Source organism: Serpens gallinarum (genome assembly GCF_014836765.1).
Classification (GTDB): domain Bacteria; phylum Pseudomonadota; class Gammaproteobacteria; order Pseudomonadales; family Pseudomonadaceae; genus Serpens; species Serpens gallinarum.
The window spans coordinates 270,990-295,269 of record NZ_JACSQG010000003.1; the positions used below are offsets into that span (position 1 = coordinate 270,990).

21 protein-coding genes and 1 pseudogene are annotated in these 24,280 nt (G+C 58.4%); 5 read left to right on the forward strand and 17 right to left on the reverse strand.

What is annotated here, in order from left to right; all coding sequences use genetic code 11:
• Positions 1-23: 23 nt before the first annotated feature.
• Positions 24-452 (reverse strand): YciI family protein, encoded by a 429-nt coding sequence (locus H9642_RS08735; protein ID WP_251836045.1) that lies wholly within the window; start codon positions 450-452, stop codon positions 24-26.
• A gap of 88 nt (positions 453-540) precedes the next feature.
• Positions 541-765: a VF530 family protein gene (locus H9642_RS08740; RefSeq protein ID WP_251836046.1), complete on the reverse strand. Its 225-nt coding sequence runs from the start codon at positions 763-765 to the stop codon at positions 541-543.
• Between the two features lie 146 nt (positions 766-911).
• Here H9642_RS08740 and H9642_RS08745 point away from each other — a divergent pair, with 146 nt between their 5' ends.
• A complete protein-coding gene (locus H9642_RS08745) occupies positions 912-1,190 on the forward strand; it encodes a peptidylprolyl isomerase (RefSeq protein WP_251836047.1) in 279 nt (92 codons plus the stop codon).
• A gap of 190 nt (positions 1,191-1,380) precedes the next feature.
• On the opposite strand, the gene H9642_RS08750 is transcribed toward H9642_RS08745, so the two are convergent.
• The 3 genes from H9642_RS08750 to H9642_RS08760 form a co-directional block, all read right to left on the reverse strand.
• Positions 1,381-2,970 carry an ABC-F family ATPase gene (locus tag H9642_RS08750; protein ID WP_251836048.1) on the reverse strand — a complete coding sequence of 530 codons (1,590 nt, stop codon included), beginning with the start codon at positions 2,968-2,970 and terminating at the stop codon, positions 1,381-1,383.
• 76 nt (positions 2,971-3,046) lie between these two features.
• Entirely contained in the window at positions 3,047-3,436 is a 390-nt protein-coding gene (locus H9642_RS08755) for a DUF1294 domain-containing protein (protein ID WP_251836049.1), read from the reverse strand.
• Entirely contained in the window at positions 3,436-4,266 is an 831-nt protein-coding gene (locus tag H9642_RS08760; RefSeq protein WP_251836050.1) for an undecaprenyl-diphosphate phosphatase, read from the reverse strand. Before H9642_RS08760 ends, H9642_RS08755 begins: the two co-directional genes overlap by 1 nt.
• Before the next feature lie 323 nt (positions 4,267-4,589).
• Here H9642_RS08760 and H9642_RS18440 point away from each other — a divergent pair.
• A pseudogene (locus H9642_RS18440) lies at positions 4,590-5,300 on the forward strand (cache domain-containing protein); the annotation flags it as partial.
• 123 nt (positions 5,301-5,423) lie between these two features.
• A complete protein-coding gene (locus H9642_RS18445) occupies positions 5,424-6,158 on the forward strand; it encodes a methyl-accepting chemotaxis protein (protein ID WP_433962689.1) in 735 nt (244 codons plus the stop codon).
• Between the two features lie 63 nt (positions 6,159-6,221).
• Here the strand turns inward: H9642_RS18445 and H9642_RS08770 are convergent, their stop codons facing one another.
• Positions 6,222-6,875, reverse strand: a complete 654-nt coding sequence (locus H9642_RS08770) for a thiopurine S-methyltransferase (RefSeq protein WP_251836052.1) — start codon at positions 6,873-6,875, stop codon at positions 6,222-6,224.
• A gap of 120 nt (positions 6,876-6,995) precedes the next feature.
• On the opposite strand from H9642_RS08770, the gene H9642_RS08775 reads away from it, so the two are divergent.
• Positions 6,996-7,415 (forward strand): OsmC family protein, encoded by a 420-nt coding sequence (locus H9642_RS08775; protein ID WP_251836053.1) that lies wholly within the window; start codon positions 6,996-6,998, stop codon positions 7,413-7,415.
• A gap of 430 nt (positions 7,416-7,845) precedes the next feature.
• A complete protein-coding gene (locus H9642_RS08780; RefSeq protein ID WP_251836054.1) occupies positions 7,846-9,348 on the forward strand; it encodes a methyl-accepting chemotaxis protein in 1,503 nt (500 codons plus the stop codon).
• Positions 9,349-9,503: 155 nt separating this feature from the next.
• Here H9642_RS08780 and htpG read toward each other — a convergent pair whose 3' ends face one another.
• From htpG to H9642_RS08835, 11 genes are all read right to left on the reverse strand, one after another.
• Positions 9,504-11,408: a molecular chaperone HtpG gene (gene htpG / locus H9642_RS08785; RefSeq protein ID WP_251836055.1), complete on the reverse strand. Its 1,905-nt coding sequence runs from the start codon at positions 11,406-11,408 to the stop codon at positions 9,504-9,506.
• 95 nt (positions 11,409-11,503) lie between these two features.
• Entirely contained in the window at positions 11,504-12,745 is a 1,242-nt protein-coding gene (locus H9642_RS08790; RefSeq protein WP_251836056.1) for an MFS transporter, read from the reverse strand.
• Positions 12,746-12,779: 34 nt separating this feature from the next.
• On the reverse strand, positions 12,780-13,226 hold the full coding sequence (locus H9642_RS08795) for a PaaI family thioesterase (protein ID WP_251836057.1): 447 nt from the start codon (positions 13,224-13,226) through the stop codon (positions 12,780-12,782).
• The gene (locus tag H9642_RS08800; RefSeq protein WP_251836058.1) at positions 13,223-13,687 is read right to left on the reverse strand and encodes a PaaI family thioesterase; all 465 of its coding nucleotides are present in this window, start codon (positions 13,685-13,687) and stop codon (positions 13,223-13,225) included. Before H9642_RS08800 ends, H9642_RS08795 begins: the two co-directional genes overlap by 4 nt.
• A gap of 163 nt (positions 13,688-13,850) precedes the next feature.
• Positions 13,851-14,579: a DUF599 domain-containing protein gene (locus H9642_RS08805; protein ID WP_251836059.1), complete on the reverse strand. Its 729-nt coding sequence runs from the start codon at positions 14,577-14,579 to the stop codon at positions 13,851-13,853.
• A gap of 49 nt (positions 14,580-14,628) precedes the next feature.
• The gene (gene brnQ / locus H9642_RS08810; protein ID WP_251836060.1) at positions 14,629-15,942 is read right to left on the reverse strand and encodes a branched-chain amino acid transport system II carrier protein; all 1,314 of its coding nucleotides are present in this window, start codon (positions 15,940-15,942) and stop codon (positions 14,629-14,631) included.
• Between the two features lie 354 nt (positions 15,943-16,296).
• Positions 16,297-17,184, reverse strand: coding sequence for a succinate--CoA ligase subunit alpha (gene sucD / locus H9642_RS08815; protein WP_251836061.1), 888 nt, complete (start codon positions 17,182-17,184; stop codon positions 16,297-16,299).
• Positions 17,181-18,350 (reverse strand): ADP-forming succinate--CoA ligase subunit beta, encoded by a 1,170-nt coding sequence (gene sucC, locus H9642_RS08820; protein WP_251836062.1) that lies wholly within the window; start codon positions 18,348-18,350, stop codon positions 17,181-17,183. Before sucC ends, sucD begins: the two co-directional genes overlap by 4 nt.
• Before the next feature lie 259 nt (positions 18,351-18,609).
• Positions 18,610-20,046 carry a dihydrolipoyl dehydrogenase gene (gene lpdA / locus H9642_RS08825; protein ID WP_251836063.1) on the reverse strand — a complete coding sequence of 479 codons (1,437 nt, stop codon included), beginning with the start codon at positions 20,044-20,046 and terminating at the stop codon, positions 18,610-18,612.
• Positions 20,047-20,123: 77 nt separating this feature from the next.
• Positions 20,124-21,335: a 2-oxoglutarate dehydrogenase complex dihydrolipoyllysine-residue succinyltransferase gene (gene odhB, locus H9642_RS08830; RefSeq protein WP_251836064.1), complete on the reverse strand. Its 1,212-nt coding sequence runs from the start codon at positions 21,333-21,335 to the stop codon at positions 20,124-20,126.
• A gap of 41 nt (positions 21,336-21,376) precedes the next feature.
• Positions 21,377-24,208, reverse strand: a complete 2,832-nt coding sequence (locus H9642_RS08835; protein ID WP_251836065.1) for a 2-oxoglutarate dehydrogenase E1 component — start codon at positions 24,206-24,208, stop codon at positions 21,377-21,379.
• Positions 24,209-24,280: the final 72 nt, after the last annotated feature.

Consider the following 24,280-nt stretch of genomic DNA (forward strand, 5'->3'; position numbering starts at 1 on the left):
TCAGACCCGGTTGTGGTTGACATTCAATCCGAACGTCCAGCGGCCAGTGCCCGAATTCGCTGTTCCTGCTCGCGCAATTCGGGAGTAAGTGCCTCGCCAAAATCCTCCACGTCGAAAATCGGTCGGATCTCGATCTCCGAGTCGCCAGGCATCGGGTTGGGACATCGCTTGACCCAGTCAATGGCCTCGGCCAACGAGGACACCTGAAGTATCCAGAAGCCCGCAATCAGCTCTTTGGTTTCCGCAAAGGGCCCGTCGATCACGGTACGCTGGCTGCCGGAAAACCTAACCCGAGCGCCTTTCGAGCTGGGCTGCAAGCCTTCTCCGGCCAGCAACACGCCGGCTTTGGCCAACTCTTCGTTGTAACGACCCATGGCGGTCAGCAATTCCTCGCTGGGCATAATGCCCGCTTCGGAGCTTGGGTCGGCTTTGACAATCACCATAACGCGCATGGCTTTGCCTCCTGTCGGTTTGGTTGAGACCGGCTGAGCGGTCCGTGCACTTAGTCGAACAGGACGAAGTGGAATCGACAGCGTTGGATCAGGACTTCGATTTGCGCAACTGAATATACAGGGATTCGACCTTCTCGCGTGCCCAGGGCGTCTTGCGCAGAAAGGTCAGGCTCGACTTGATGCTCGGATCGCTTTTAAAGCAACGGATATCGACGCGTTGCGCCAGCCCTGGCCATCCGTAGTGATCAACCAGTTCGGTGAGCAGAGTTTCCAGGGTGACGCCATGCAGAGGATTGTTCGCGGCGGGTTTCATGTGGCACTTCAGCTGAATAAAGTTGGCAGCTTAGTGGACCGGACTCTGTGCGCCTAGCCCACTCTATTGCCATGTTCGGTTGCCTGGCGTTGAGCACCACGCGGGAAGCCGGCAGAATGCCGACCCCGAAATCGAGGAGAACCCACATGGCCAAAGCCATGGCGCGCCATATCCTGGTCAAGACCGAAGCAGAAGCCGAGCAGTTGAAGAAGCGCCTGGCCAATGGCGACGCATTCGATGTGCTGGCCAGAAAACACTCTATTTGCCCCTCCGCAAAACGTGGAGGCGACCTGGGCGAAGTCCGGCCCGGGCAGATGGTCAGGGTAATTGACCAGGTGATCTTCAAGAAACCCATCCGCATCGTCCACGGCCCGGTGAAATCCCAGTTTGGTTATCACCTGGTTCAGGTCTTTTACCGCGACTGAGCACACGCCCCTTCCACTGATCAACCGGGCTCTCACGCGGAGGTTCGTGAAACGTTCAACGCGGTATAGGGGTGGTATTAAGTTCATGGTATCCATCGACGCAGCGCTGCACATGAACTACCGGTCCATAAACAGAAAAACCGGCACAAGGCCGGTTTTTCTGTTTATGGATGCGGAGCTCTAGCGTCGGTTAAACCACAACGCCCTGGCTGCGCAGATAATCGTCGTAGGACCCGCTGAAATCGGTCACGCCATCTTCCGACAACTCAATGATGCGGGTGGCCAGGGAACTGACGAACTCACGATCATGGCTGACGAAGATCAGCGTGCCCGGATAGTTCTCCAGCGCCAGGTTGAGCGCCTCGATCGACTCCATATCCAGGTGGTTGGTCGGTTCGTCCATGATCAGCACGTTGGCCTTTTGCAGGATCAGCTTGCCGAACAGCATGCGGCCCTGCTCTCCTCCGGAAATAACCTTCACGGACTTGAGGATGTCATCGTTGGAGAACAGCATACGGCCCAAAGTGCCGCGCACCAGTTGCTCGCCGCCTTGAGTCCACTGCCCCATCCAGTCAAACAGGGTGACATCGTCCTCAAAGGCGTCGGCATGATCCTGGGCGAAATAACCGACCTCAGCACTCTCGGTCCACTTCACTTCGCCACTCATCGGCGGCACTTCGCCAACCAGCGTACGCAGCAACGTGGTTTTGCCGATACCGTTGGGGCCGATAATGGCGACATGCTCGCCCGCTTCGATCTGCAGGTTCAGGTTGCTGAACAGCGGCACACCGTCGTAACCCTGGCTGAGCTTCTCCACGGTTACGGCTTGGCGGTGTAGCTTCTTGGTCTGTTCAAAGCGAATGAAGGGGCTCACGCGGCTGGACGGCTTGACCTCGGCCAGCTGGATCTTGTCGATCTGTTTCGCGCGGCTAGTGGCCTGTTTGGCTTTCGAGGCGTTGGCCGAGAAGCGGCTGACGAAGGTTTGCAGTTCGGCGATCTGGGCCTTTTTCTTGGCGTTGTCGGAGAGCAGTTGTTCGCGCGCCTGGGTGGCGGCCGTCATGTACTCGTCGTAGTTGCCCGGAAACAGGCGCAGCTCGCCATAATCCAGATCCGCCATGTGCGTGCACACGCTATTGAGGAAGTGACGGTCGTGGGAAATGATGATCATGGTGCTGTTGCGCGCGGTAAGGACGCTTTCCAGCCAACGGATGGTGTTGATATCCAGGTGGTTGGTCGGCTCGTCGAGCAGCAGCACATCCGGATCGGAAAACAGTGCCTGAGCGAGCAGCACCCGCAGCTTCCAGCCCGGCGCCACTTCGCTCATCGGACCAAAATGCTGCTCCAGCGGAATGCCCAGACCAAGCAGGAGTTCACCCGCGCGGGACTCGGCTGTATAGCCGTCCATTTCGGCAAACTCGGTTTCCAGCTCCGCCACGGCCATGCCGTCTTCTTCGGTCATTTCCGGCAGCGAATAAATGCGATCGCGCTCGGCCTTGACCTTCCACAACTGCTCATGACCCATGATCACCGTGTCGATCACGGTGAAGTTTTCGTAGGCAAATTGATCCTGACGAAGTTTACCGAGCCGAGTATTGGGTTCGAGCATCACCTGACCCGCAGAGGGCTCCAGCTCGCCGCCGAGAATTTTCATGAACGTCGACTTGCCGCTACCGTTGGCACCGATCAGGCCATAACGGTTGCCATTGCCGAATTTGACGGAAACATTCTCGAACAGAGGCTTGGCGCCAAACTGCATGGTGATATTGGCGGTTGAAATCACGAATCTGGATCCTGCTTGAGCACGCGCGAGCGCAAAAAGGGCGCGATTGTAGCGTGTTTATGCTCGGTCAGGGTGGTCAGCCTCCTAGTGGCAATACCAGCCGCTCGACCCAGAACAGTTGATGCAATAGCACGATGGCCCAGAACACCAGTTGAAAGGACTGCTTGCGGGTTTTATGGCGAAACTTCTGCTGGGCGAGCAGCGCGCCAGGCCAACCGCCGAGCAGTTCGCCGAGGTGCAGCAGGTTTTCCGGCACACGCCAGCCGGCCACGCGCGCGCGACGTTTGTCATGCCAATAGAGAGCAAACGTCAGCAGACTGGCCACCCCGTAGAGCGTCAGAGTCCAGGGAGCCTCCCACACCCACCAGAAACGTAGCGAACCATACAGCGGCAAGGCGCAGAGCAAACCGAAGGCCAGCCATTTCAACGCCCTGCCCCGCCCGGCTTTTATCCGCGGCTTCTTCATTAGCCTTGCGCCGTGCTCCAGTCGATGACGCCAAACTGCCAGGTGGCCAGAATCAACAGACCAAAACCAATGCGGTACCAGGCAAAGGACGCATAACTGTGACTGGCGATGAACTTGAGCAAGGCGCGCACTGCCAGCATGGCGAAAATAAACGAGGTGACAAAGCCGATGGCGAACACTGGCAAATCGTCCGGCTGGAACAAATCACGGTACTTGTAGCCGGAGTACACCGCCGCCCCCACCATGGTCGGCATGGCCAGAAAAAAAGAGAACTCGGTCGCCGCCTTGCGCGACAGACCAAACAGCAGGCCACCAATGATCGTCGAGGCCGAACGCGAGGTACCAGGAATCAATGCCAGGCACTGGGCGCAGCCGACTTTCAGCGCATGGGTCCAATGCATGTCATCGACCGTATCGGCTTGGATGGCATGGCTACGTTTTTCCGCCCAAAGCATCACCACCCCGCCAATGACCAGCGCGGTAGCCACGGTAATGGGATTGAATAGAAAATCGTGGATCAGGTCGGAAAAAATCACCCCGATCACAGCTGCGGGCAAAAAGGCGATCAACAGATTGGCAGTGAAACGCTGAGCCGAGCGTTCCTTGGGCAACCCCACCACCACATCCAATATCTTGCGGCGGTATTCCCAGACCACCGCGAGAATCGCGCCCAGCTGGATGATGATGTTGAACGCCAGAGCGCGTTCACCACCAAAGCCGATCAGGTCCGCGACGATGATCTGGTGTCCCGTGCTCGAGACCGGCAAAAACTCGGTGAGCCCTTCGACAATACCCAATATCAACGCCTGAACGGCAATCCAAAGATCCATAAAGCTCCCTAGTCCGCGCGGCCTTGCCACACGGGCGAACTCAAAAAATAGGTGGGAAAGATGCCGGCAGGTCTCCCTCCCAGCGGCCGGCGGAAATCCTACCAGAAGGAGACCTGCATGCGGCGGCTTCGTCTAAAGGCTCATGGACTTTTTGTCACAGCAGCCGCAGGCTCATTCATTGATTCAGGGCAAGTTAGCCGATTACGACGCTCGTATTCTGCAACTTATAATTAGCTTTTTATAAGAGTTAACCCCCCATGATATCTCTACGCAATCTTCGCATTCGACATCGTCTCTGGCTGATCCTCGCCGTCTCGATCGTCATGTTGGTCTTGCAGGGGGCACTTCAGCTTAATCAGCTGAATAAGGACCTGCACAGCAACAAGGCAGAAAAAAATCAGCATTTGGTAGAGAGCGCCATTGGCATTCTCAGCCATTTTCATCTGCTGGAAACCCAAGGACTGCTGAGCCGCGAAAAGGCGCAGGAAATGGCCAAGACGCAGGTTGGCAAGTTGCGGTATGGAGACAACGACTATTTCTGGATCAACGACCTGTTTCCACGCATGGTCATGCACCCGACCAACCCGAAACTGGACGGCCAATCGCTGAAAGAATACGCAGACCCTAATGGCAAACTGCTGTTCAACGAAATGGTCGCGGTGGTACGCAAGCAGCAAGCCGGCTCGGTGAACTACAGCTGGCCAAAGCCAGGTGCCGACGCGCCGGTTCCCAAGGCCTCCTATGTGCAGCTGTTCGAACCCTGGGGCTGGGTGCTTGGCACGGGCGTTTATACCGATGATGTAGAGGCGCAGTTCCTGTCGCAGAGCATTGCGGCATCAACTACCGGCCTGGGTATCACCTTATTGATGGCGCTGCTACTGACCCTCATAGCCCGCAGCATTGTCCGCCCGGTAAACGAGGCTGTCGAAGCCATGGCCAATATCGCCAGTGGCGAAGCCGACCTGACCCTCCAGTTGGATGCTCGCGGACGCGATGAAATCTCCAACTTGGCTCGTCATTTCAACACCTTTACCGGCAAGCTCCATGGCACTGTGCAACAGATGCTCACCGCTGCGCGCTCAATGGACCAGTCCGCGCACTCCCTGGGCACGGTCGCCAACAACGCCAAGCAAACCAGCCAGCAGCAGTCCGAACAGATGGAGCAGGTGGCCACGGCAGTCAACGAAGTCAGTTATGCCGTGCAGGATGTAGCCAAAAATGCGGATCAGGCTGCAGAAGAAGTGAAGCAGGCAGAAAGCCTGGCATCCCAGGGTCAACACAACATTGACCAAAGCCTTCAGCAGATCGACCACCTTTCCACCACCATCTCCGAGGCCGTGGACGTCATGCAGGGTTTGGCGGGCGAAAGTACACAGATCGGCAGCGTCGTCGAGGTCATTCGCGGCATTGCTGAGCAAACCAACCTACTCGCTCTGAATGCCGCCATTGAAGCCGCACGCGCCGGTGAACAGGGACGTGGATTCGCCGTCGTTGCCGACGAGGTGCGCCTGCTCGCCCAACGCACCCAGCAGTCGACGTCGGAAATCCAGGCCATGATCGAGCGGCTGCAAAGCAACTCCATCGCAGCGGTACGCGTCATCCAGGACAGCAGCCAGGCCACACAACTCACCGTCGAACAGGCCGGCCAGGCCCGTGACAGCCTGAGCCAGATTGCCCAGAGTCTTCGCACCCTGGCAGACACCAACGCCTCGATCGCCAGCGCCACGCTGCAGCAGTCCCATGTGATCGACGACATCAACCGCAATGTCACCCAGGCCGCCAGCCTGGCCCATGACACGGCCGAAACTTCAAATCAGACCAGCAGTGCCAGCCAGCAATTGGAGCAGTTGGCTGGCCAGCTGAACAAGCAGCTGGGGCAGTTCCGGCTGTGACGCCTTGCCCCGCCGCGCTTATTGGCGTGGCGGGGCTTTCTTTCACTGGGTATAGGCCAATCCCTAGCGCCGAATCCGGTAGGCTGCTTCTTCCAGGCGGGTCAGACCTTGCTGGTGATACTTCCAGTTGAGTTCAAGCACATCCTTCTGTGCCATCCACTCGACTGTCCAGGCGGCGCCGAACAAGCGCCGCACTTCTGCTTCACTCACCGCAAAGGGCGGCCCCGCCTTTTCTTCCTGGGCATAGTCGAGAGTCACCAGCAAACCGCTGCATGCCCCGGGCAGAATGGCCGTGAGATGGGCCGCATAGCGCTCGCGCATCTCAGCAGGCATGGCAATCAGCGCCGCCCGATCGTAGAAGGCGCGACAGTTAGCTACATCGTCAGCAGTTAACGCGAAGAAATCGCCGCACCACAGCTCGATCAATCCGCTCTGGTAACGGGTGAACGAACCTTGCTGGCTGACCTCGGGTTGCAGGCTATGCTCGGCAAAAAATGCCTGCACCGCCGTCTCCGCCAGCTCAATACCAAGCACCGCATGGCCCTGGCCCGCAAGCCACGACAGGTCAAGGCTTTTGCCACACAGGGGCACCAACACGCGAGTCCCGGCCGCCAGCCGCAACGTCGGCCAAAACTGCTCAAGCCAGGGGTTTACCTGATTCAGGTGAAAGCCGATTTCGTTGCGACTCCAACGAGCCTGCCAAAAGTCTTCATGCATGTGCCATGTCCTTTAGGTTGCCCACAGAGCAAACGATTCTCGCACGGTCGGAGCCGTGGAACGACAGCAGCCTATACAGGCTCTATGTCTGACACCCTGTAAATCTGGAGCGGATTCCTTATGAGCATCATGGTCACCACTCAATCCAGTGACAGCTATCGCCATACCATCATGGTGGATGAAGAACATGAACTGATCACTGACATGCCAAAGTCCATGGGCGGCGAAGGCAGCGCACCGGAGCCCCACGATTACTTCGACGCGGCCCTGGGCGCTTGCAAGGCGCTTACCGTCACCCACTACGCCCGCCAGCACGATATTCCGCTGACCGGCGTCAGTGTCGAGGTCAGTCACGACTCCAGCCGTGAAAAAGAAGGGCTCTATCCGATGACAGCCGTGCTCACCCTGCGGGGAATCCTGACTGATGAGCAGCGCGCCGAATTGAAACGGGTCGCGGACCGCTGCCCCCTGCATAAATTGATGACCCAGGTTGAAGTGAGCATTGAGACCCAGCTCAGCCAAGGTCCTTTCAGCCAATAAGCCGGACTGCCAATCCCGCGGTCCTTTCACTGCCCTCTCCATCTTTCGAGAGGGCCTTTCATTTGTTTCGCTGTCCGCACTCTGACACTCGCCTTATTCAGAGCGTCGACTGCGACTGTCAGATCCATTCTCTGCGTGACCTCCGCCAGTTCCCGTGTTTAACCCAACAGCAATAGCACCTTGTATTAACCTTTTCTTTATTGTGGATTAAGACCCGAGTATGCTTCGCCACTTCGTGACCTGCCCTCCACATAGGGACAGCGCAATCTCCCGACCCGACGCATAACCCAACCCACACGCAGCCCCTGGCCCTCGCTAAAGGATCGGGTTAATACCCTATCGCTTTTTAAAAGACCCTTCGCGCCCATGCACACGCCTTTCAAGTGCTGCGCGATTCCCAGCATCTTGTAGGTGTTAACAAACTGACATCATGACCAGTCACTCCCACTCCCTTCTAGCTCACTACCATAAAGCCGACCGAATCATGCTCGGCGTCGTGTGGTTTATGTTTCTGTATGCCCTGGTGATTGCGGCCTGGCAGGACAATTGGCCTCAAGCACTGATTATCGGCGGCCTCACCGCCGGCGCCATGAGCTTCCTCGTCCAACTGATTCCCGGCCAGCGCATGTTGCGATGCATGATTGGCGTGGCGTTCATGATCATGGCCGCCCTGCATATCAACCTGGGCCATGGCATGGTCGAAATGCATTTCGGCATTTTCGTATTGTTGGCCTTTCTGCTCTATTACCATGACTGGCTGCCCATCGTTATCGCTGCTGCCACCACCACGGTTCACCATCTGGTTTTTTTCGTATTGCAACAACGGGGTCTGAATATTTTTCTGATCCCGGAGGGTGACTGGCCGATTGTTTTCCTTCACGCGTTCTATGTCGTGCTGGAAACTGCAATCCTCGTCTACCTGGCCCGTAGCAGCCTCGCCACCGCTCAAGAAGGCGCAGCGCTGACCAAGGCTATCGCTTGCCTGACCCCGGATAGCGAGCGGATTGATCTGACCCCACGCATTCAGCAGCGCGGCCGAATTGCCCTGCGCTTCAATGAATTCCTCAACTATCTCGCCGAATTGGTGGGTGCGGTGAAGCGCGACATGCGCGCGCTGGAAAGCACCACGGCCAGCCTTAACCAGGCTACCCAGCACTTGCGTGAAGGCTCAAACCTGCAGCTCGAGCAAACCGCCCAAATGGTCAACGCCATGGAAGAAATGGCCTCGGCTATCGAGAATGTCGCAGAACATGCCGCGCACGCTGCCGTGACCGCACAAAGTGTCAATTCCAAAGCCCTTGAAGGACGCAGCGTTGTTGCCGACGCCCACGACGAGATCGCCAAACTGGCGGCGCACATCGAAAGCGCAAACCAGACAGTGCAGAGCCTGGCGACGCACTCCAAACACGTCGGCAAGGTCCTGGAGGTGATCAGCAGTATTGCCAGTCAGACCAACCTGCTGGCCTTGAACGCAGCCATTGAAGCCGCCCGAGCTGGTGAGCAAGGCCGGGGTTTTGCCGTCGTAGCCGATGAAGTTCGCAACCTCGCGCAGAGAACGGCCAACTCAACCAGTGAAATCCAGGGGATTCTCAGTCGATTGCAGAGCGAAAGCCTTGAGGCCGCAAGCGTCATGCAGAACAGTCGTCTCGGCGTCATACAGTGTGTCAAAGGCAGCCAGCTTGCCAGTGACTTGCTGGAATCCATGGCTGGCGAGATCGAAGCGATCAGCGAGATGAATACATTGATCGCTGCCGCCACTCATGAACAGACGGCCGTGACCGAAGAAGTTGGCCAACACCTGCGGAGTATCAAAGATGTCGCCGAGCATACCGCCGTCAACGCCCGCCAACTGGAGCAGGATGGTAAGCAGTTACGTGTCCTGAGCGAACGCCTCGACCAGCTGAGTGGGCGTTTCAGCAGCGCAGATAAATAACACCGCACGATCTCGTATGGCGTTCAGCCCCTGGCAAGAGCAAAACAAGGGTCACGCCCAGCACTCGCAGACGAAAAAACCACTGCCCCTAACGGGACAGCGGTTTTTTTGTGGCGTTGCTTGATGGATCAACCGCGAAGGCTGATCCGACAGGTTCAGGCAGAAAGCTCTACCAGCAACTTGTTGAGGCGCTGAACATAGGCAGCCGGGTCCTTGAGGCTGTCACCCGCCGCCAGCGCAGCTTGATCGAACAGGATGTGCGAAAGGTCGGCGAAGCGATCTTCATCGGCTTCAGCGTCCAATTTTTCGATCAGCGGATGCTGCGGGTTGAACTCGAAGATCGGCTTGGAATCCGGCACTTTCTGCCCGCTGGCTTCGAGAATCTGGCGCATCTGCAGACCCAGGTCCTGCTCGCCGATGGCGAGAATTGCCGGCGAGTCGGTCAAGCGGTGCGAGACGCGAACGTCGGCGACCTGTCCGCCCAGCGTGGTTTTCAGACGCTCGACCAGCCCTTCTTTGGCCTTGGCGACTTCTTCCTGGGCCTTCTTGTCCTCTTCCGAATCCAGGTTACCAAGATCCAGGTCGCCCCGGGCCACGTCGACAAACTGCTTGCCGTCGAACTCCGTCAGGTAGCTCATCAGCCACTCATCAATACGATCGGTGAGCAGCAGCACTTCGATGCCTTTCTTGCGGAACACTTCCAGGTGCGGGCTGTTCTTCACCTGATCGTAGGACTCGCCGGTCAGGTAGTAGATCTTGTCCTGGCCTTCCTTGACGCGGCCCAGGTAGTCAGCCAGGGATACCGACTGCTCGGCGGAACCGGCATGGGTGGACGCAAAGCGCAGCAAGCCGGCAATCTTTTCCTTGTTGGCAAAGTCTTCCGCCGGACCTTCCTTGAGCACCTGGCCAAAGGCTTTCCAGAACTCGGTGTACTGCTCGGGCTCGTTCTTGGCCATCTTTTCCAGCATGTCCAGCACGCGCTTGGTCAGCGCCGACTTCATGCTGTCGATGACCGGATCTTTTTGCAGGATTTCGCGGGAGACGTTCAGCGACAGGTCGTTGGAGTCGACCACGCCCTTGATAAAGCGCAGGTACAGCGGCAGGAACTCGTCGGCCTGGTCCATGATGAACACGCGCTGCACGTAGAGCTTTAGGCCCTTGGGCGCTTCACGCTGGTAGAGGTCGAATGGCGCACGGCCCGGCACGTAGAGCAGCGAGGTGTATTCGAGCTTGCCCTCGACCTTGTTGTGACTCCAGGTCAGCGGATTCTCGAAATCATGGGCGACGTGCTTGTAGAATTCCTGGTATTCCTCATCCTTGATCTCGGTGCGCGGGCGGGTCCACAACGCACTGGCGCGGTTGACGGTTTCCCACTCGGGCTCCGCAGGTTTGTCCTTCTCTTCCCCGACGTGCTCTTTAGGCAATTCGATGGGCAAGGCAATGTGGTCGGAGTACTTCTTGACGATGTTGCGCAGGCGCCAACCGTCGGCGAACTCTTCTTCACCGCTCTTCAGGTGCAGGACGATGCGTGTGCCACGCTCGGCTTTTTCGACGGTAGCAACGTCGAACTCGCCCTCGCCTTTCGATGACCAGTGCACGCCTTCGCTGGCTGGCATACCGGCACGGCGGCTGTAGACATCCACCTTGTCGGCGACGATGAAGGCCGAATAGAAGCCCACGCCAAACTGGCCAATCAGTTGGGAATCCTTCTTGGCGTCACCGGAGAGGTTTTTCATGAAGTCGGCAGTGCCGGACTTGGCGATGGTGCCCAGGTGGGAAATGACATCCTCACGGCTCATACCGATGCCGTTGTCTTCGAGGGTGACGGTCTTGGCGTTCTTGTCGAAGCTCAGACGAATTTTCAGCTCGGCGCCGCCTTCCAGTAACTCGGGCTTGGCCAGCGCCTCGAAGCGCAGCTTGTCGGCGGCATCGGACGCGTTGGAAATCAGCTCACGGAGGAAAATTTCCTTGTTGGAGTACAAGGAATGGATCATCAGGTGAAGCATCTGCTTCACTTCGGTCTGGAAGCCCAGGGTTTCTTTTTGAGTTTCCACACTCATGGTCATCAAACTCCACGTGGATGGTACGGATCGCAGTTGCGACGGATAACCCAGCAAATGGGGGCACCACCAGCCATTTCAAGGGCTTGGGGTTTTTACTGCAGTAATTCGATGCGCCGAATTTCCGAGGTAGCCAGACTGAAGCGTACTTCACCCGGCCCACCTCGCACTTGGCGAATCAGCACACGGCCTTCCTCGTCCAGCCCCAGGAATACGCCTTCGGCCACATGCCCGCGCACGGTCTGCACCCGCAACCGGCTGTTTGGGAAGTCTCCAGGAGCCGCCTGCAGCCGCTGCAGAGAAAAGGCTCCCGACACCGGAGGCGGCGCATTTGGGCGCTGGCGGTTTTCGCTCCGTGGGGCAGACGCTGGTGGCGGAACCGCAGCCGCGGCGACGGGCAATTCAGGATAACGGTCACCCAGCACCTGCCACCCATGACTGGGGTGCTTTTGCAGTTTCAATGGCAGACGCACAGTGCGCGTACCGATTTTCACAAGCACATGCACATCCAGATACTGCGCTGTCCAATCCAGCCCCGAGATGCTGAAAACCTGCACTTCGGGTTGCACGAAACGACGTTGCAGGTAATCGCCGATTACATGCAGGAGGGTGTCTTCCGAGTCGAAGTGGGTATCAACTTGGCCATCCTCGCGATACCGCAGGTGATCGGTGAACAGCTCGACACGTCCGCTCAAGCGTGTCTGGTACGGAGCCGGCAAGGTCAGGTGCAGATCACCGACCAGACGGTTGGGTGCCTTGGGCTGCAGATTAAGGTGCAAGGTATATCCATGCTCCAGGCGGTGGGCTTCCGGCAGATCCTGCTCGGGCAACAAGCGGCTGATCTCCACCTCTGGCACATCAACGCGATCCTGCGGGAGGATATCCAGGCGCAGGGCCTGTTCTTCCGGGCCTTGCGGCAGGCGTATCAGCAGCTCACGCCGAGCGAAAAAATCGCGCCCTTCACGCAAGCGCAACACACCATTGATCAACTCGCCCTGCTCCGGCTTGAACAGTTCGCCCCAGAGCTGGCCTTGCAGGGTGGTGTGCAGCTCAGCCGGTGGCGGCTGTAACCATTGCAGCGAAAGAATGGCGCGTAGGCGTTCGCTGTCGCGACTGGCCACCTGGATCAGACCACTGATCAGCACCACACAGCCGAGCGCGCCCACGAGTATCGGCAAACGCCCTCGCGACCAATGACGCCAGGCAAACGCGAGCGCTAAAGGCGGCACCAGGCTCGCAACGCCCCAGGCGGCACTCACTGAGAAGGCGCGCAGGCTCAGCCACACGAGACACACCAGGATCAGCAGCAGGCCGCCCAGGATCAGCAAAGCATCCATGAATCTTCCTTAACATGCGGCCATGACCCATTGATCAGGGTTCGTCAACCTTGAAGTGGGCGCGCGCGGTGGCGATCGGCTCGGTTTGCGTGGTTTGCCAGGCGGTGATCGACACGTTGGCGACGCGACGTCCCTGTCGCCATACCTGGCATGAAGCGTAGGTGTCACGATAATGACCGGCCCGCAGGTAATCTATCGAGAAGTCGATGATTTTCGGCAAATGTGGCGTGCCCATGAACATCAGCAGATGCAACATGGCCGCATGCTCCATAAAACCTGCAATGACACCGCCGTGCAGCGCCGGCAACACCGGATTGCCAATGTTGTCGGCGTTGGTCGGCAATCGAAACACCATGTCATCGCCCAGACGCAGGCATTCAATGCCGATAAGGCGCGCATAGGGCACCAGATCGAGCAGTGCCGAATAATCGTTCTTCTCGTTGGCCTCTTGCACCAACGCGTTGAAATTCTGTGGGCTCATGCCTTGTTCCTCAACGTGCCGGCCTTGACGTGCGCGTCCTTGCCCAAACGCATGAAGGTGCCAACCGCATGCGCAATTGGCTGCTGCGGATCATCCTGATAGGCATAACCACGGGTGAAGATCACTGTTGGCGTGACGCGATAGCACTCGGCAAAGCTGTACACATCCTTGTGCGGATCGGCCGGATGCATGTAGTCGATACGCAGGTCGAGAGTCGGGCAGATTTCCATCTCGGGCAGGAAGCAGACAGTGGAAATCCCGCAGGTAGTGTCCATCAGGGTGGTGATTGCCCCACCGTGAATCACACCGGTTTCTGGATTACCGACGATCTTTTCGCTGTAGGGCAAACACAGGGATAACCCCTGGGCATCAGCCTGCATCACCCGTAAGCCAAGCACTTGGCAATGGCGCAAAGCACTCAGAAAATGTTTTGCCCGTTCAACGATGAGAATGTCACTCATACAGCGAAACCACGTCAGCGGAAAAAGGGGCGGAATAATAGCGCAGGGCCAGGACCGCCAATGTAACTATCCGTAAAGTACGGCTGGCGGAACAGAAGAAGCCAACAGGGCAACTGTTTGCCACCCCGCCTACCTGGCCGCTGAGTTTTCTCTGACGACGTACTCAGAGGTCCCGGAGCTCATCGTCTACCGCCGTCTGCGTGTAGAGCATTACCTGCAGGACCTTCGAGTGAAATTCACGGCGGTACAGTACCAGTACTACCCCTGCGGTAACCGCCATATAAACCAAGGGATGGATAAACCAGGTCAGAGTGGCCAGGCCAAAATAATAGGCACGCAAACCGAAGTTGAAGTGATTGGCCGCCATGGAAATCACTCGAGCGGAGCGGCTGGCGAAAGACTTACGCTCCTGGTCGCTGACATTGCGCTCGCCAATCAGGGGCGCCGATCCGATCAGCACGGCCGCAAAGTTGTATTGCCGCATGCACCAACTGAACGTGAAGAATGCATAAACAAAAATCAACGCGAGTGCCAACAGCTTGAGTTCTGAAAGCTGCCGACTCACCGGTTGGGTCAAGGGCAATTCCGCCAGGAGCGTGAAGGCCTGCTCCGATGCCCCCAAGGCGGTCAAGACACCGGCGAGGATGATCAGCGTACTGGACGCAAAGAATGAGGCGTTGCGCTCCAGACTGCCGATCACGTTGGCGTCGGCGATACGGTTGTCGCGCAGCAACATGCGCCGCATCCAGTCTTCGCGATACAAATGCAGCACACTGGCCAGGCAGGGAGTATCCCTGCCCCTCCAGATCGCGTAGCGGGTATACCCCACCCAACACACCGTTAACCAGAGAATGGCCAGCAGGTCCTGCAGGTATATCGCGAAAATCGACATAGGGAGCTCCTTCTATGCCGAAGGATTATACCTCCAAGACTGCGAGGGATCAGATGGGGTTGCTTACTCGCTCGGAAAGCAGCCGATCTCCCACCACGGCCAGCACCAGGGTGACCAGCACCGGCAGTACCCAGCCCATGCCCAGCGAGGCCCAAGGCAGCTGCGAGAAGAATGCGGGTATCAGCGCAGCGAAGCCGGCTGCGCTCAGACCATCGACCACGCCAAACAGCAAGGTGACGGCCATCACCGGGCGAAACACGCGCGCTGCTGAGCGCCACAGTCGATCTGCCAACGCCAGGACGACCAGGACAATCGCCAGAGGGTAAAGGCCAACCAGCACAGGCACCGATACTCGGATCAACTCATTCAACCCCTGGTTGGATACCAGCAGACTGAACAGGACGAACACCCACACCACCTTGGCGTAGGACACGTGCAACAGCTCACTGAAGAACTCGCCACAGGCGGTGATCAGCCCGACGCCCGTGGTCAGGCAGGCCAGAATGATAACGGTGGCCAACAGCAACAAACCCGGGCTACCAAAGGTGTGGTGGACATAGGCGGTAAGGATTTGTCCACCATTACTGGCTTCGCCGGCGATGCCCTGGCTGGTGGCACCGAGATAGAACAGCGACAGATAGACCAGCGCCAGGCCGGTGCCGGCGATGAGCACGGCAATGATCGAATATCGGGTCACCAGATTGGGCATCGTCACGCCCCGATCGCGAATCGCGGTGGCGATCACCACACCAAACACCAGGGCACCGAGAGCATCCATGGTCAGGTAGCCCTCGACAAAGCCTTTCATCAACGGCTGGGCCTGATAGGCCTGGACCGTAGCGCCGACCGGGCCGGCCGGAGCAAACAGCGCCGCGGCGCCTAGCAAGACCAGAGCCACCAGCAAGACCGGCGTAATGACTTTGCCAACCCGGTTCAGCAGTTGGCCGGGCTTGAGGGACAGGAACAGCACGACGCCGAAAAACATACACGTGTAGATAAACAGCGCCACCGCTCCGCCGCCTGTAAAGGGCAAGACACCAATCTCGAATGAAGCAACCGCAGTACGGGGCGTTGCAAACAGCGGACCGATGGCTAAGTAGACAGCCACTGCCAGCAACGTGCCCGCCCACTTACCCAACGGTGCCGTAAGAGCCGGCATGCCGCCACCGACTCGCGCCAAGGCCACCACCGTCAGCAACGGCAGGCCAACGCCTGTGAGCAAAAAGCCCAATGCCGCTTTCCAGACGTGTTCTCCCGAGGCCATACCGGCGCTGGCCGGAAAAATGATATTGCCGGCGCCTAGAAACAGCGCGAAGGTCATGAAGCCAAGGGCAAGCAGGTCAGAACCTTTAAAACGAGTCATGAAGAGAAGTACCACTTCCAGAAAAAAAAATAAGGATTCCGTGGGGCTTCCCGAAGGATGGGGGAAACTCAGGTTCCGCGTGATGAACGGAACGGGTAGCAGGCCGCCTCTTGTGAAGGCAGCAGGCCAAGTCGCAGAGCCTAGCGGCTCGACGCGCGCAAGTGCACTGATACGGATCAAGTTGACGCTTGAAGCGTGGAGTACGACAGGCTCCGAGAACTTGAGCAATGATCAAGCTCGAAACAGACCTGTGACGAGGCATTGTGCCGGAGTCCATCCAGCGCGTCCTGCGTATTTGGTCAGAAAAGAAGGAGGCCACCCCCAGGGTGGCCTCCTTCTACTCAGCTAACCGACTCAGGGCTGTTTAATCGGCCAGCCCGTCAACTCGGCCAATGCCTTGCCGATATCGGCCAGCGAACGCACGGTAGTCACCCCCGCGTCCTGTAGCGCCGCGAATTTCTCGTCTGCCGTACCCTTGCCGCCGGAAATGATCGCCCCAGCATGCCCCATGCGCTTGCCGGCCGGTGCGGTAACCCCCGCAATGTAGGACACCACCGGCTTGGTCACATTGGCCTTGATATAAGCTGCGGCTTCTTCCTCGGCGCTGCCGCCGATTTCACCGATCATGACAATGGCTTCGGTTTGCGGGTCTTCTTGGAACAGTTTGAGGATATCGATGAAGCTGGAACCCGGAATCGGATCACCGCCGATACCCACACAGGTGGATTGGCCGAAGCCTGCATCGGTGGTCTGCTTCACCGCCTCATAGGTCAGCGTGCCAGACCGCGAGACGATGCCCACTTTGCCGGGCAGGTGGATATGACCAGGCTGAATACCGATCTTGCACTCGCCTGGGGTGATCACGCCCGGGCAGTTCGGGCCGATCAGCCGCACGCCCAACTCGTCGCACTTGATCTTGACCTCGAGCATATCCAGGGTCGGTATGCCTTCGGTGATACAGACAATCAACTTGATGCCGCCGAACGCGGCCTCCAGGATCGAATCCTTGCAGAACGGAGCCGGCACATAGATCACGCTGGCATCGGCGCCGGTGGCCTCTACCGCTTCCTTGACCGAGTTGAACACCGGCAGGCCGAGGTGCGTGGTACCGCCCTTGCCCGGGGTCACACCGCCGACCATTTGGGTCCCGTACTCGATAGCCTGCTCACTGTGGAACGTACCCTGTGAGCCGGTAAAACCCTGGCAGATGACCTTGGTGTCTTTATTGATCAGGACGCTCATTGATTGCCCTCCGCGGCATTGACGACCTGCACGGCGGCATCGGTCAGACTGGATGCAGGAATGATGTTCAGGCCGCTCTCAGCCAGTGCCTTGGCGCCCAGCTCGGCATTGTTGCCCTCCAGACGAACCACCACCGGCACCTTGACGTCGACTTCTTTCACCGCGCCGATGATGCCCTCGGCAATCATGTCGCAACGCACGATGCCGCCGAAGATGTTCACCAGCACGGCCTTCACATTGCTATCGGAAAGAATGATCTTGAAGGCTTCGCTGACGCGCTCCTTGGTCGCGCCACCGCCCACATCCAGGAAGTTGGCCGGCTTGCCGCCATGCAGATTGACGATGTCCATGGTGCCCATGGCCAGGCCGGCACCGTTGACCATGCAGCCAATGTTGCCATCCAGCGCTACATAGTTGAGTTCGAACTTGCTCGCGTGAGCTTCGCGAGGATCGTCCTGGGACGGGTCATGCATGCCGCGCAGCTTGGGTTGGCGGTACAGCGCATTACCGTCGATGCCGATCTTGGCGTCCAGGCAGTGCAGGTTCCCGTCGGCCTTGATCACCAGCGGATTAACCTCCAGCAGCGCCAGGTCGTAGTCCTGGAACAGCCTGGCCAGGCCCAGGAAGATATTGGTGAACTGTTTGATCTGGTCGCCTTTCAGGCCGAGCTGGAACGCCAGGTCGCGCCCCTGGAACGGCAATGCGCCGACCAGCGGATCGATGGTCGCCTTGAGAATCTTCTCAGGAGTATCGTGGGCAACTTTTTCGATTTCCACGCCACCTTCGGTGGAGGCCATGAAAACGATGCGCCGTGTGGAACGATCAACCACTGCGCCGAGGTAGAGCTCCTGACCGATATCGGTGCAGGACTCGACGAGAATCTTGCTCACCGGCTGGCCGTTGGCGTCAGTCTGGTAGGTCACCAGGCGCTTGCCCAGCCAGTGGGCAGCGAAATCCCGGGCTTCTTCCCGGCTTTTCACCAGCTTCACTCCGCCGGCCTTGCCTCGTCCGCCAGCGTGCACCTGGGCCTTTACCACCCAGACGCTACCGCCAATCTTGTCGCAAGCCTCGGCAGCCTGTTCCGGGGTATCCACGGCAAAATGCCTGGACACCGGCAGGCCGTATTCAGCGAAAAGCTGCTTACCCTGATACTCGTGAAGATTCATGCTTACCTACCATCTTTTTGAGAATTGTTGGTATTGCGCAAGGGATGCCGCGCTATCTTCAGGGCACCCTTCCCGACGTGCTGATCGGGAAAACATAGTCAATCTAGAGCGGTTTATCGCGCTAAACCCAGAGACTTTACTGAGTCCCGCATAGAAAGACCAACCACTGAAATCAAGTAAATAAAAAAAATCCCCATAAGCTTGCACCTATGGGGATTTTTCAGATCGCAGAATGAAGTTCTGCGACTACCTTTTACGCTTAGCGCTTCTTGCGGTTAGCCACGTGAATGGCATGACCGTTTACAGCCAGAGCCGCCTCATGCAGCGACTCGGAGAGGGTCGGGTGCGAGAAGACCATCATGCCGAGGTCTTCGGCGCTGGTGCCGAATTCCATCGCAATGGCGCCTTGCTGAACCAGCTCTGCAGCGCTTGGGCCAATGACATGCACGCCCAGAACGCGATCGGTCTTGGCATCGGCAATGACCTTGACGAAACCGGCGGTTTCGTTGGCGGCCATTGCACGGCCGCTGGCTGCGAACGGAGCGACACCGACGTTGACGTCAACGCCTTCGGCCTTCAACTGCTGCTCGGTCTTGCCGACCCAGGCGATTTCCGGATGGGTGTAGATAACGCCCGGGATCAGGTCGTAGTTCATCTGGGTCTTGTGACCAGCGATGCGCTCGGCAACCATCACGCCCTCTTCCGAGGCCTTGTGGGCCAGCATCGCGCCGCGCACCACGTCACCGATGGCATAAACGCCCGGTACGCTGGTCGCGCAGAAGTCGTCGACGAACACGAAGCCGCGCTCATCCATCGTCACGCCACTGTCGGCGGCCAGCAGATTGGCGGTCACTGGGCGACGGCCAACAGCGACGATCAGCTTGTCGAAGGTCAGTTCCTGTTCGCCGGCGGCGTCAGTGAACTTCACAGTGACCTGCTTGCCCTTGATTTCCGAGCCAGTGACACGGGCACCCAGGCGGATGTTCAGACCCTGCTTGGTGAGAATCTTCAGGGCTTCCTTGGCAACCTGATCATCGGCAGCCGGCAGGAACTTGTCCATGGCTTCGATCACAGTCACTTCCGAGCCCAGTCGGGCCCATACCGAACCCAATTCCAGACCGATCACACCCGCACCGATCACGCCCAGCTTGGCCGGAGCGCTCTGGAAATCCAGGGCACCGGTGGAGTCAACGATGATGTCCTGATCGACCGGGGCCGGCGGGATGTCTACTGGCTTCGAGCCAGAGGCCAGGATCACGTTCTCGGCTGCCAGGACTTCAACACTGCCGTCGAGCTTGGTGACTTCAACCTGCTTGCCCGCCAACAACTTTCCGTGACCTTCGAACAGGGTCACGCCATTGCTCTTGATCAGCGCCGCAACACCGCCGGTGAGGTTTTTGACGATTACGTCCTTGCGGCCGACCATCGCCGGTACGTCCATGTTGACGTCGCCGGTGGTAATGCCGTGAACCTTGAAGCCTTCGCGGGCTTCATGGAACTTGTAGGAGCTGTCCAGCAGCGCCTTGGAAGGAATGCAACCTACGTTCAAGCAGGTGCCACCCAAGGCGGTCTTGCCTTCCTTGCCCTGGTACTTTTCGACCAAAGCAGTCTTCAGACCCAGTTGAGCAGCCCGAATCGCAGCCACATAGCCGCCAGGGCCCGCACCGATTACAACGACGTCGAATTTCTGACTCATGACGTTTCCTCTTTGAATGTTTCAGGCAGAAGCAGCAGAGCCCGGTCTTGCCGGGTTCTGCCTTGTGCGGTCTTCGATTAGATGTCCAACAGCAGGCGTGCCGGGTCTTCCAGCAGTTCCTTGATGGTCACCAGGAAGGTCACGGCTTCTTTGCCATCAAGCAGACGGTGATCGTAGGACAGGGCCAGGTACATCATTGGCAGAATCACGACCTGGCCATCAACGGCCATCGGGCGCTCCTGGATCTTGTGCATGCCGAGAATAGCCGACTGCGGCGGGTTGACAATCGGGCTGGACAGCAGCGAACCAAAGACACCACCGTTGGAGATCGTAAAGGTACCACCGGTCATCTCTTCAATGGTCAGCTTGCCTTCTTTGGCTTTCTTGCCATAGGCAGCGATGCCGCCTTCGATCTCGGCCAGACTCATGAACTCGGCGTTACGCAGCACCGGTACCACCAGGCCACGGTCGCTGGATACGGCAACGCCGACGTCCTGGTAGCCGTGATAAACGATGTCGTTACCGTCGATGGAGGCGTTGACGCCCGGCTGACGCTTCAGCGCCTCAACAGCGGCCTTGACGAAGAAGGACATGAAGCCAAGGCGTACGCCGTTGTGCTTCTTCTCGAACAGGTCCTTGTATTTCTTGCGCAGGTCCATAATCGGTTTCATGTTGACTTCGTTGTACGTGGTCAACATGGCCATGGTGGACTGTGCTTCGACCAGACGCTGAGCTACCTTGGCGCGCAGACGGGTCATCGGCACACGCTTCTCGACGCGGTCGCCTGCGGCAAATATCGGCGCGTCGCCGGCCGGAGCAGCCGGCTTGGCAGCTGCTGGGGCAGCCGGCTGAGCAGCAGCGGCAACGGCGTCTTCCTTGGTGACACGACCGCCCTTGCCAGTGCCGGCAATGCTGTTGCGGTCGATGTTGGCTTCGTCAGCGATCTTGCGCGCAGCGGGCGACAGGATCTGCTCACCGCCAGCGGCAGCAGGCGCTGCTGCCGGAGCAGCCGCAGCGGCGGCAGCAGGAGCGGCCGGAGCTGCGGCAACAGCACCGGCGTTCAGGGTGCCCAGCAGTTCGCCGGACAGCACGGTTTCACCCTCGCCCTTGACGATTTCGCCAATTACACCGTCGGCTTCGGCCAGCACTTCCATCACAACCTTATCGGTCTCGATGTCAACGATCAGCTCGTCGCGCTTGACGGCTTCGCCCGGCTTTTTATGCCACGTGGCAACGGTGCCATCGGCGACCGATTCCGGGAAAGACGGGGCTTTGATTTCAATAGCCATTTGCAAAATTCCTATCTATTCGTTTTCTTCTGGACGAGGGCTTAACCCGCGAAGGCGTCTTGAAGCAATTTTTCTTGCTGTTCAGCGTGCATCGATGCGTAACCACAGGCAGGTGCGGCAGAGGCTTCACGGCCGGCATATTCAAGGAACAGGCCCTTCTGGTGAGCACTTGCGACACGACGCATGTGGTGCTGGCTGCAATACCAGGCCCCTTGGTTCATCGGCTCTTCCTGACACCAGATGACGCGCTTGAGGTTCTTGTAGGCCGAGATGGCTTCGGCCAGATCCTCTTCGGGGAACGGATACAGCTGCTCGATGCGAACAATGGCGACATCTTCGCGACCTTCGTTACGACGCTTGGCCAGCAGGTCGTAGTACACCTTGCCGGAACACAGGATCAGACGCTCGACCTTGGACGGATCGAGAGCGTCGATTTCCGGGATTACGGTCTGGAACGAACCTTCAGCCAGATCTTCCAGCGTCGAGATTGCCAGCGGGTGGCGCAGCAGCGACTTGGGCGTCAGCACGATCAGCGGCTTGCGCAGCGGACGAATGACCTGACGACGCATCAAGTGGTAGATCTGCGCAGGGGTAGTCGGCACACAGACCTGCATGTTCTGCTCGGCGCACAACTGCAGGAAGCGCTCCAGACGCGCGGAGGAGTGCTCCGGGCCCTGCCCTTCAAAACCGTGCGGCAGCAACACGGTCAGACCGCACAGACGGCCCCACTTGTGTTCGCCACTGGAAATGAATTGATCGAACACTACCTGTGCACCGTTGGCGAAGTCGCCGAACTGAGCTTCCCAGATCACCAGCGCGTTGGGCGTGGTAGTGGCGTAACCGTATTCGAACGCAAGCACGGCTTCCTCGGAAAGGAAGGAATCGTACAAGTCGAAACGCGGCTGACCTTCAAACAGGTTTTTCAGCGGGATATAAGTCCCGGCGTCCTTCTGATTATGCAGCGCCGCGTGGCGGTGCGAGAAGGTACCGCGGCCGATATCCTGGCCGGTCATACGGATCGGATGGCCATCATGCAGCAAGGTGGCGTAGGCCAGAGTCTCGGCATAACCCCAGTTGATCGGCATCGCACCGGCGGTCATCTTCTGACGATCTTCGTAGACCTTGCCAACCTGGCGCTGCATCACAAAGCCTTCCGGGATACGGGTCAGGCCAGTGGCGATCTCACGCAGCTTGTCCAGCGGCACGCGAGTGTCGTGGCGAGCAGTCCAGGCATGTCCCAGATAACGGCTCCAATCAACGAAGAGCTCTTCGTTCGGCTCCAGCACCAGACTCTTGGCCACATGCTGACCGTTGTCCAACGCGGTGCGGTACTCGTCAATCTTTGCCTGGATACGCTCGGCACTCAGTACACCGGCCTGCGCCAGGGCATCGGCATACTGCTCACGAGTGGTCCGCTGTTTGGCGATCTTCTGGTACATCAGCGGCTGGGTGCCGCTCGGCTCATCGGCCTCGTTGTGACCGCGGCGACGGTAGCAAACCAGGTCAATGACCACATCGCGCTTGAACTGCATGCGATAGTCGATGGCCAACTGAGTCACGAACAGCACAGCTTCCGGATCATCGCCGTTCACGTGCAGGATCGGCGCCTCGATCATCTTCGCCACGTCGGTTGCATACTCGGTGGAACGAGCATCCGCCGGGTTGCTGGTAGTGAAGCCGACCTGGTTGTTGATCACGATATGGATCGTGCCACCGGTCTTGAAGCCGCGAATCTGCGACATCTGGAAGGTTTCCATAACCACGCCCTGACCGGCGAACGCCGCGTCACCGTGGATGGAAACCGGCAGCACCTTGTCGCCGATCGGGTCGTTACGACGATCCTGACGGGCGCGCACAGAGCCCTCGACCACGGGAGAAACGATCTCCAGGTGGGAAGGGTTGAACGACATCGCCAGGTGAACTTCGCCACCGGGAGTCATCACGTTGGAGGAAAACCCCTGGTGATACTTGACGTCGCCGGAGCTCAGGCCTTCGACCTTTTTGCCCTCGAATTCGTCGAACAGGTCGCGCGGGTTTTTACCGAAGGTATTGACCAGCACGTTCAGGCGGCCACGGTGGGCCATGCCAATGACGATTTCCTTGAGACCATAAGAACCCGAACGCTGGATGATCTCATCCATCATTGGGATCAGGCTTTCACCGCCTTCCAGACCAAAACGCTTGGTACCTGGGTACTTGGTGCCCAGGTATTTCTCCAGGCCTTCAGCTGCAGTCAGACGCTCGAGCAGGTGGCCCTGAACGTCAGCAGAGAAGGTCGGACGACCACGTACGCTTTCCAGACGCTGGGCAAACCAGTTGCGCTGCTCGGAATCAACGATGTGGTTGAATTCGGCACCAATGGTGCGGCAATACGTCTCTTGCAGGGCCTGGTGAATTTCCCGCAGAGTTGCCTTTTCCTTGCCAATGAACAATTCACCGGTACGGAATGTGGTATCCAGGTCAGCATCCGTCAACGCGTAACGGCTGACCGATAGATCGGCAGGCACGGCACGTTCCCACAGCCCGAGCGGATCCAGCTTCGAGGCCTGATGGCCGCGTGTGCGATAGGCTTGGATCAGGCGCAGGACTTCAACCTGCTTCTTTTCGTGCTCGCTGCTGACACTCGCGGCCGATACCGGCTGCGCGCGACGCTGATTCTTGGCAAGCAGAACGAAATGATCACGCACGGTGGAATGCGCTACATCGGTGGCGGGACTGCCATCGGTCGGCAGTTTTTGGAAATACGTGCGCCACTCTTCAGGCACAGCATTGGGGTCGTGCAGGTAGAGCTCATAAAGCTCTTCCACATAGGCAGCGTTACCACCAGAAAGGTGGGCACTGTTCCACATGCGCTGCATTACGCTTTCTTGCATGCTTGGTCACCCTCGGTAAGGGGACTCCATCGGCGTGAGACCGCAGTACGGCGTGCCTGAGCTCTGAAGCGG

Coding starts and splice junctions, on each gene's coding strand:
- odhB (WP_251836064.1), bottom strand. CDS start 21,335: ATGGCTATTGAAATCAAAGCCCCGTCTTTCCCGGAATCGGTCGCCGAT.
- H9642_RS08760 (WP_251836050.1), bottom strand. CDS start 4,266: ATGGATCTTTGGATTGCCGTTCAGGCGTTGATATTGGGTATTGTCGAA.
- lpdA (WP_251836063.1), bottom strand. CDS start 20,046: ATGAGTCAGAAATTCGACGTCGTTGTAATCGGTGCGGGCCCTGGCGGC.
- htpG (WP_251836055.1), bottom strand. CDS start 11,408: ATGAGTGTGGAAACTCAAAAAGAAACCCTGGGCTTCCAGACCGAAGTG.
- H9642_RS08755 (WP_251836049.1), bottom strand. CDS start 3,436: ATGAAGAAGCCGCGGATAAAAGCCGGGCGGGGCAGGGCGTTGAAATGG.
- H9642_RS08835 (WP_251836065.1), bottom strand. CDS start 24,208: ATGCAAGAAAGCGTAATGCAGCGCATGTGGAACAGTGCCCACCTTTCT.
- sucD (WP_251836061.1), bottom strand. CDS start 17,184: ATGAGCGTCCTGATCAATAAAGACACCAAGGTCATCTGCCAGGGTTTT.
- sucC (WP_251836062.1), bottom strand. CDS start 18,350: ATGAATCTTCACGAGTATCAGGGTAAGCAGCTTTTCGCTGAATACGGC.
- H9642_RS08795 (WP_251836057.1), bottom strand. CDS start 13,226: ATGAGCCCACAGAATTTCAACGCGTTGGTGCAAGAGGCCAACGAGAAG.
- H9642_RS08800 (WP_251836058.1), bottom strand. CDS start 13,687: ATGAGTGACATTCTCATCGTTGAACGGGCAAAACATTTTCTGAGTGCT.
- H9642_RS08745 (WP_251836047.1), top strand. CDS start 912: ATGGCCAAAGCCATGGCGCGCCATATCCTGGTCAAGACCGAAGCAGAA.
- H9642_RS08770 (WP_251836052.1), bottom strand. CDS start 6,875: ATGCATGAAGACTTTTGGCAGGCTCGTTGGAGTCGCAACGAAATCGGC.
- H9642_RS08780 (WP_251836054.1), top strand. CDS start 7,846: ATGACCAGTCACTCCCACTCCCTTCTAGCTCACTACCATAAAGCCGAC.
- H9642_RS08790 (WP_251836056.1), bottom strand. CDS start 12,745: ATGGATGCTTTGCTGATCCTGGGCGGCCTGCTGCTGATCCTGGTGTGT.
- H9642_RS08735 (WP_251836045.1), bottom strand. CDS start 452: ATGCGCGTTATGGTGATTGTCAAAGCCGACCCAAGCTCCGAAGCGGGC.
- H9642_RS08805 (WP_251836059.1), bottom strand. CDS start 14,579: ATGTCGATTTTCGCGATATACCTGCAGGACCTGCTGGCCATTCTCTGG.
- H9642_RS08775 (WP_251836053.1), top strand. CDS start 6,996: ATGAGCATCATGGTCACCACTCAATCCAGTGACAGCTATCGCCATACC.
- brnQ (WP_251836060.1), bottom strand. CDS start 15,942: ATGACTCGTTTTAAAGGTTCTGACCTGCTTGCCCTTGGCTTCATGACC.
- H9642_RS08740 (WP_251836046.1), bottom strand. CDS start 765: ATGAAACCCGCCGCGAACAATCCTCTGCATGGCGTCACCCTGGAAACT.
- H9642_RS18445 (WP_433962689.1), top strand. CDS start 5,424: ATGGAGCAGGTGGCCACGGCAGTCAACGAAGTCAGTTATGCCGTGCAG.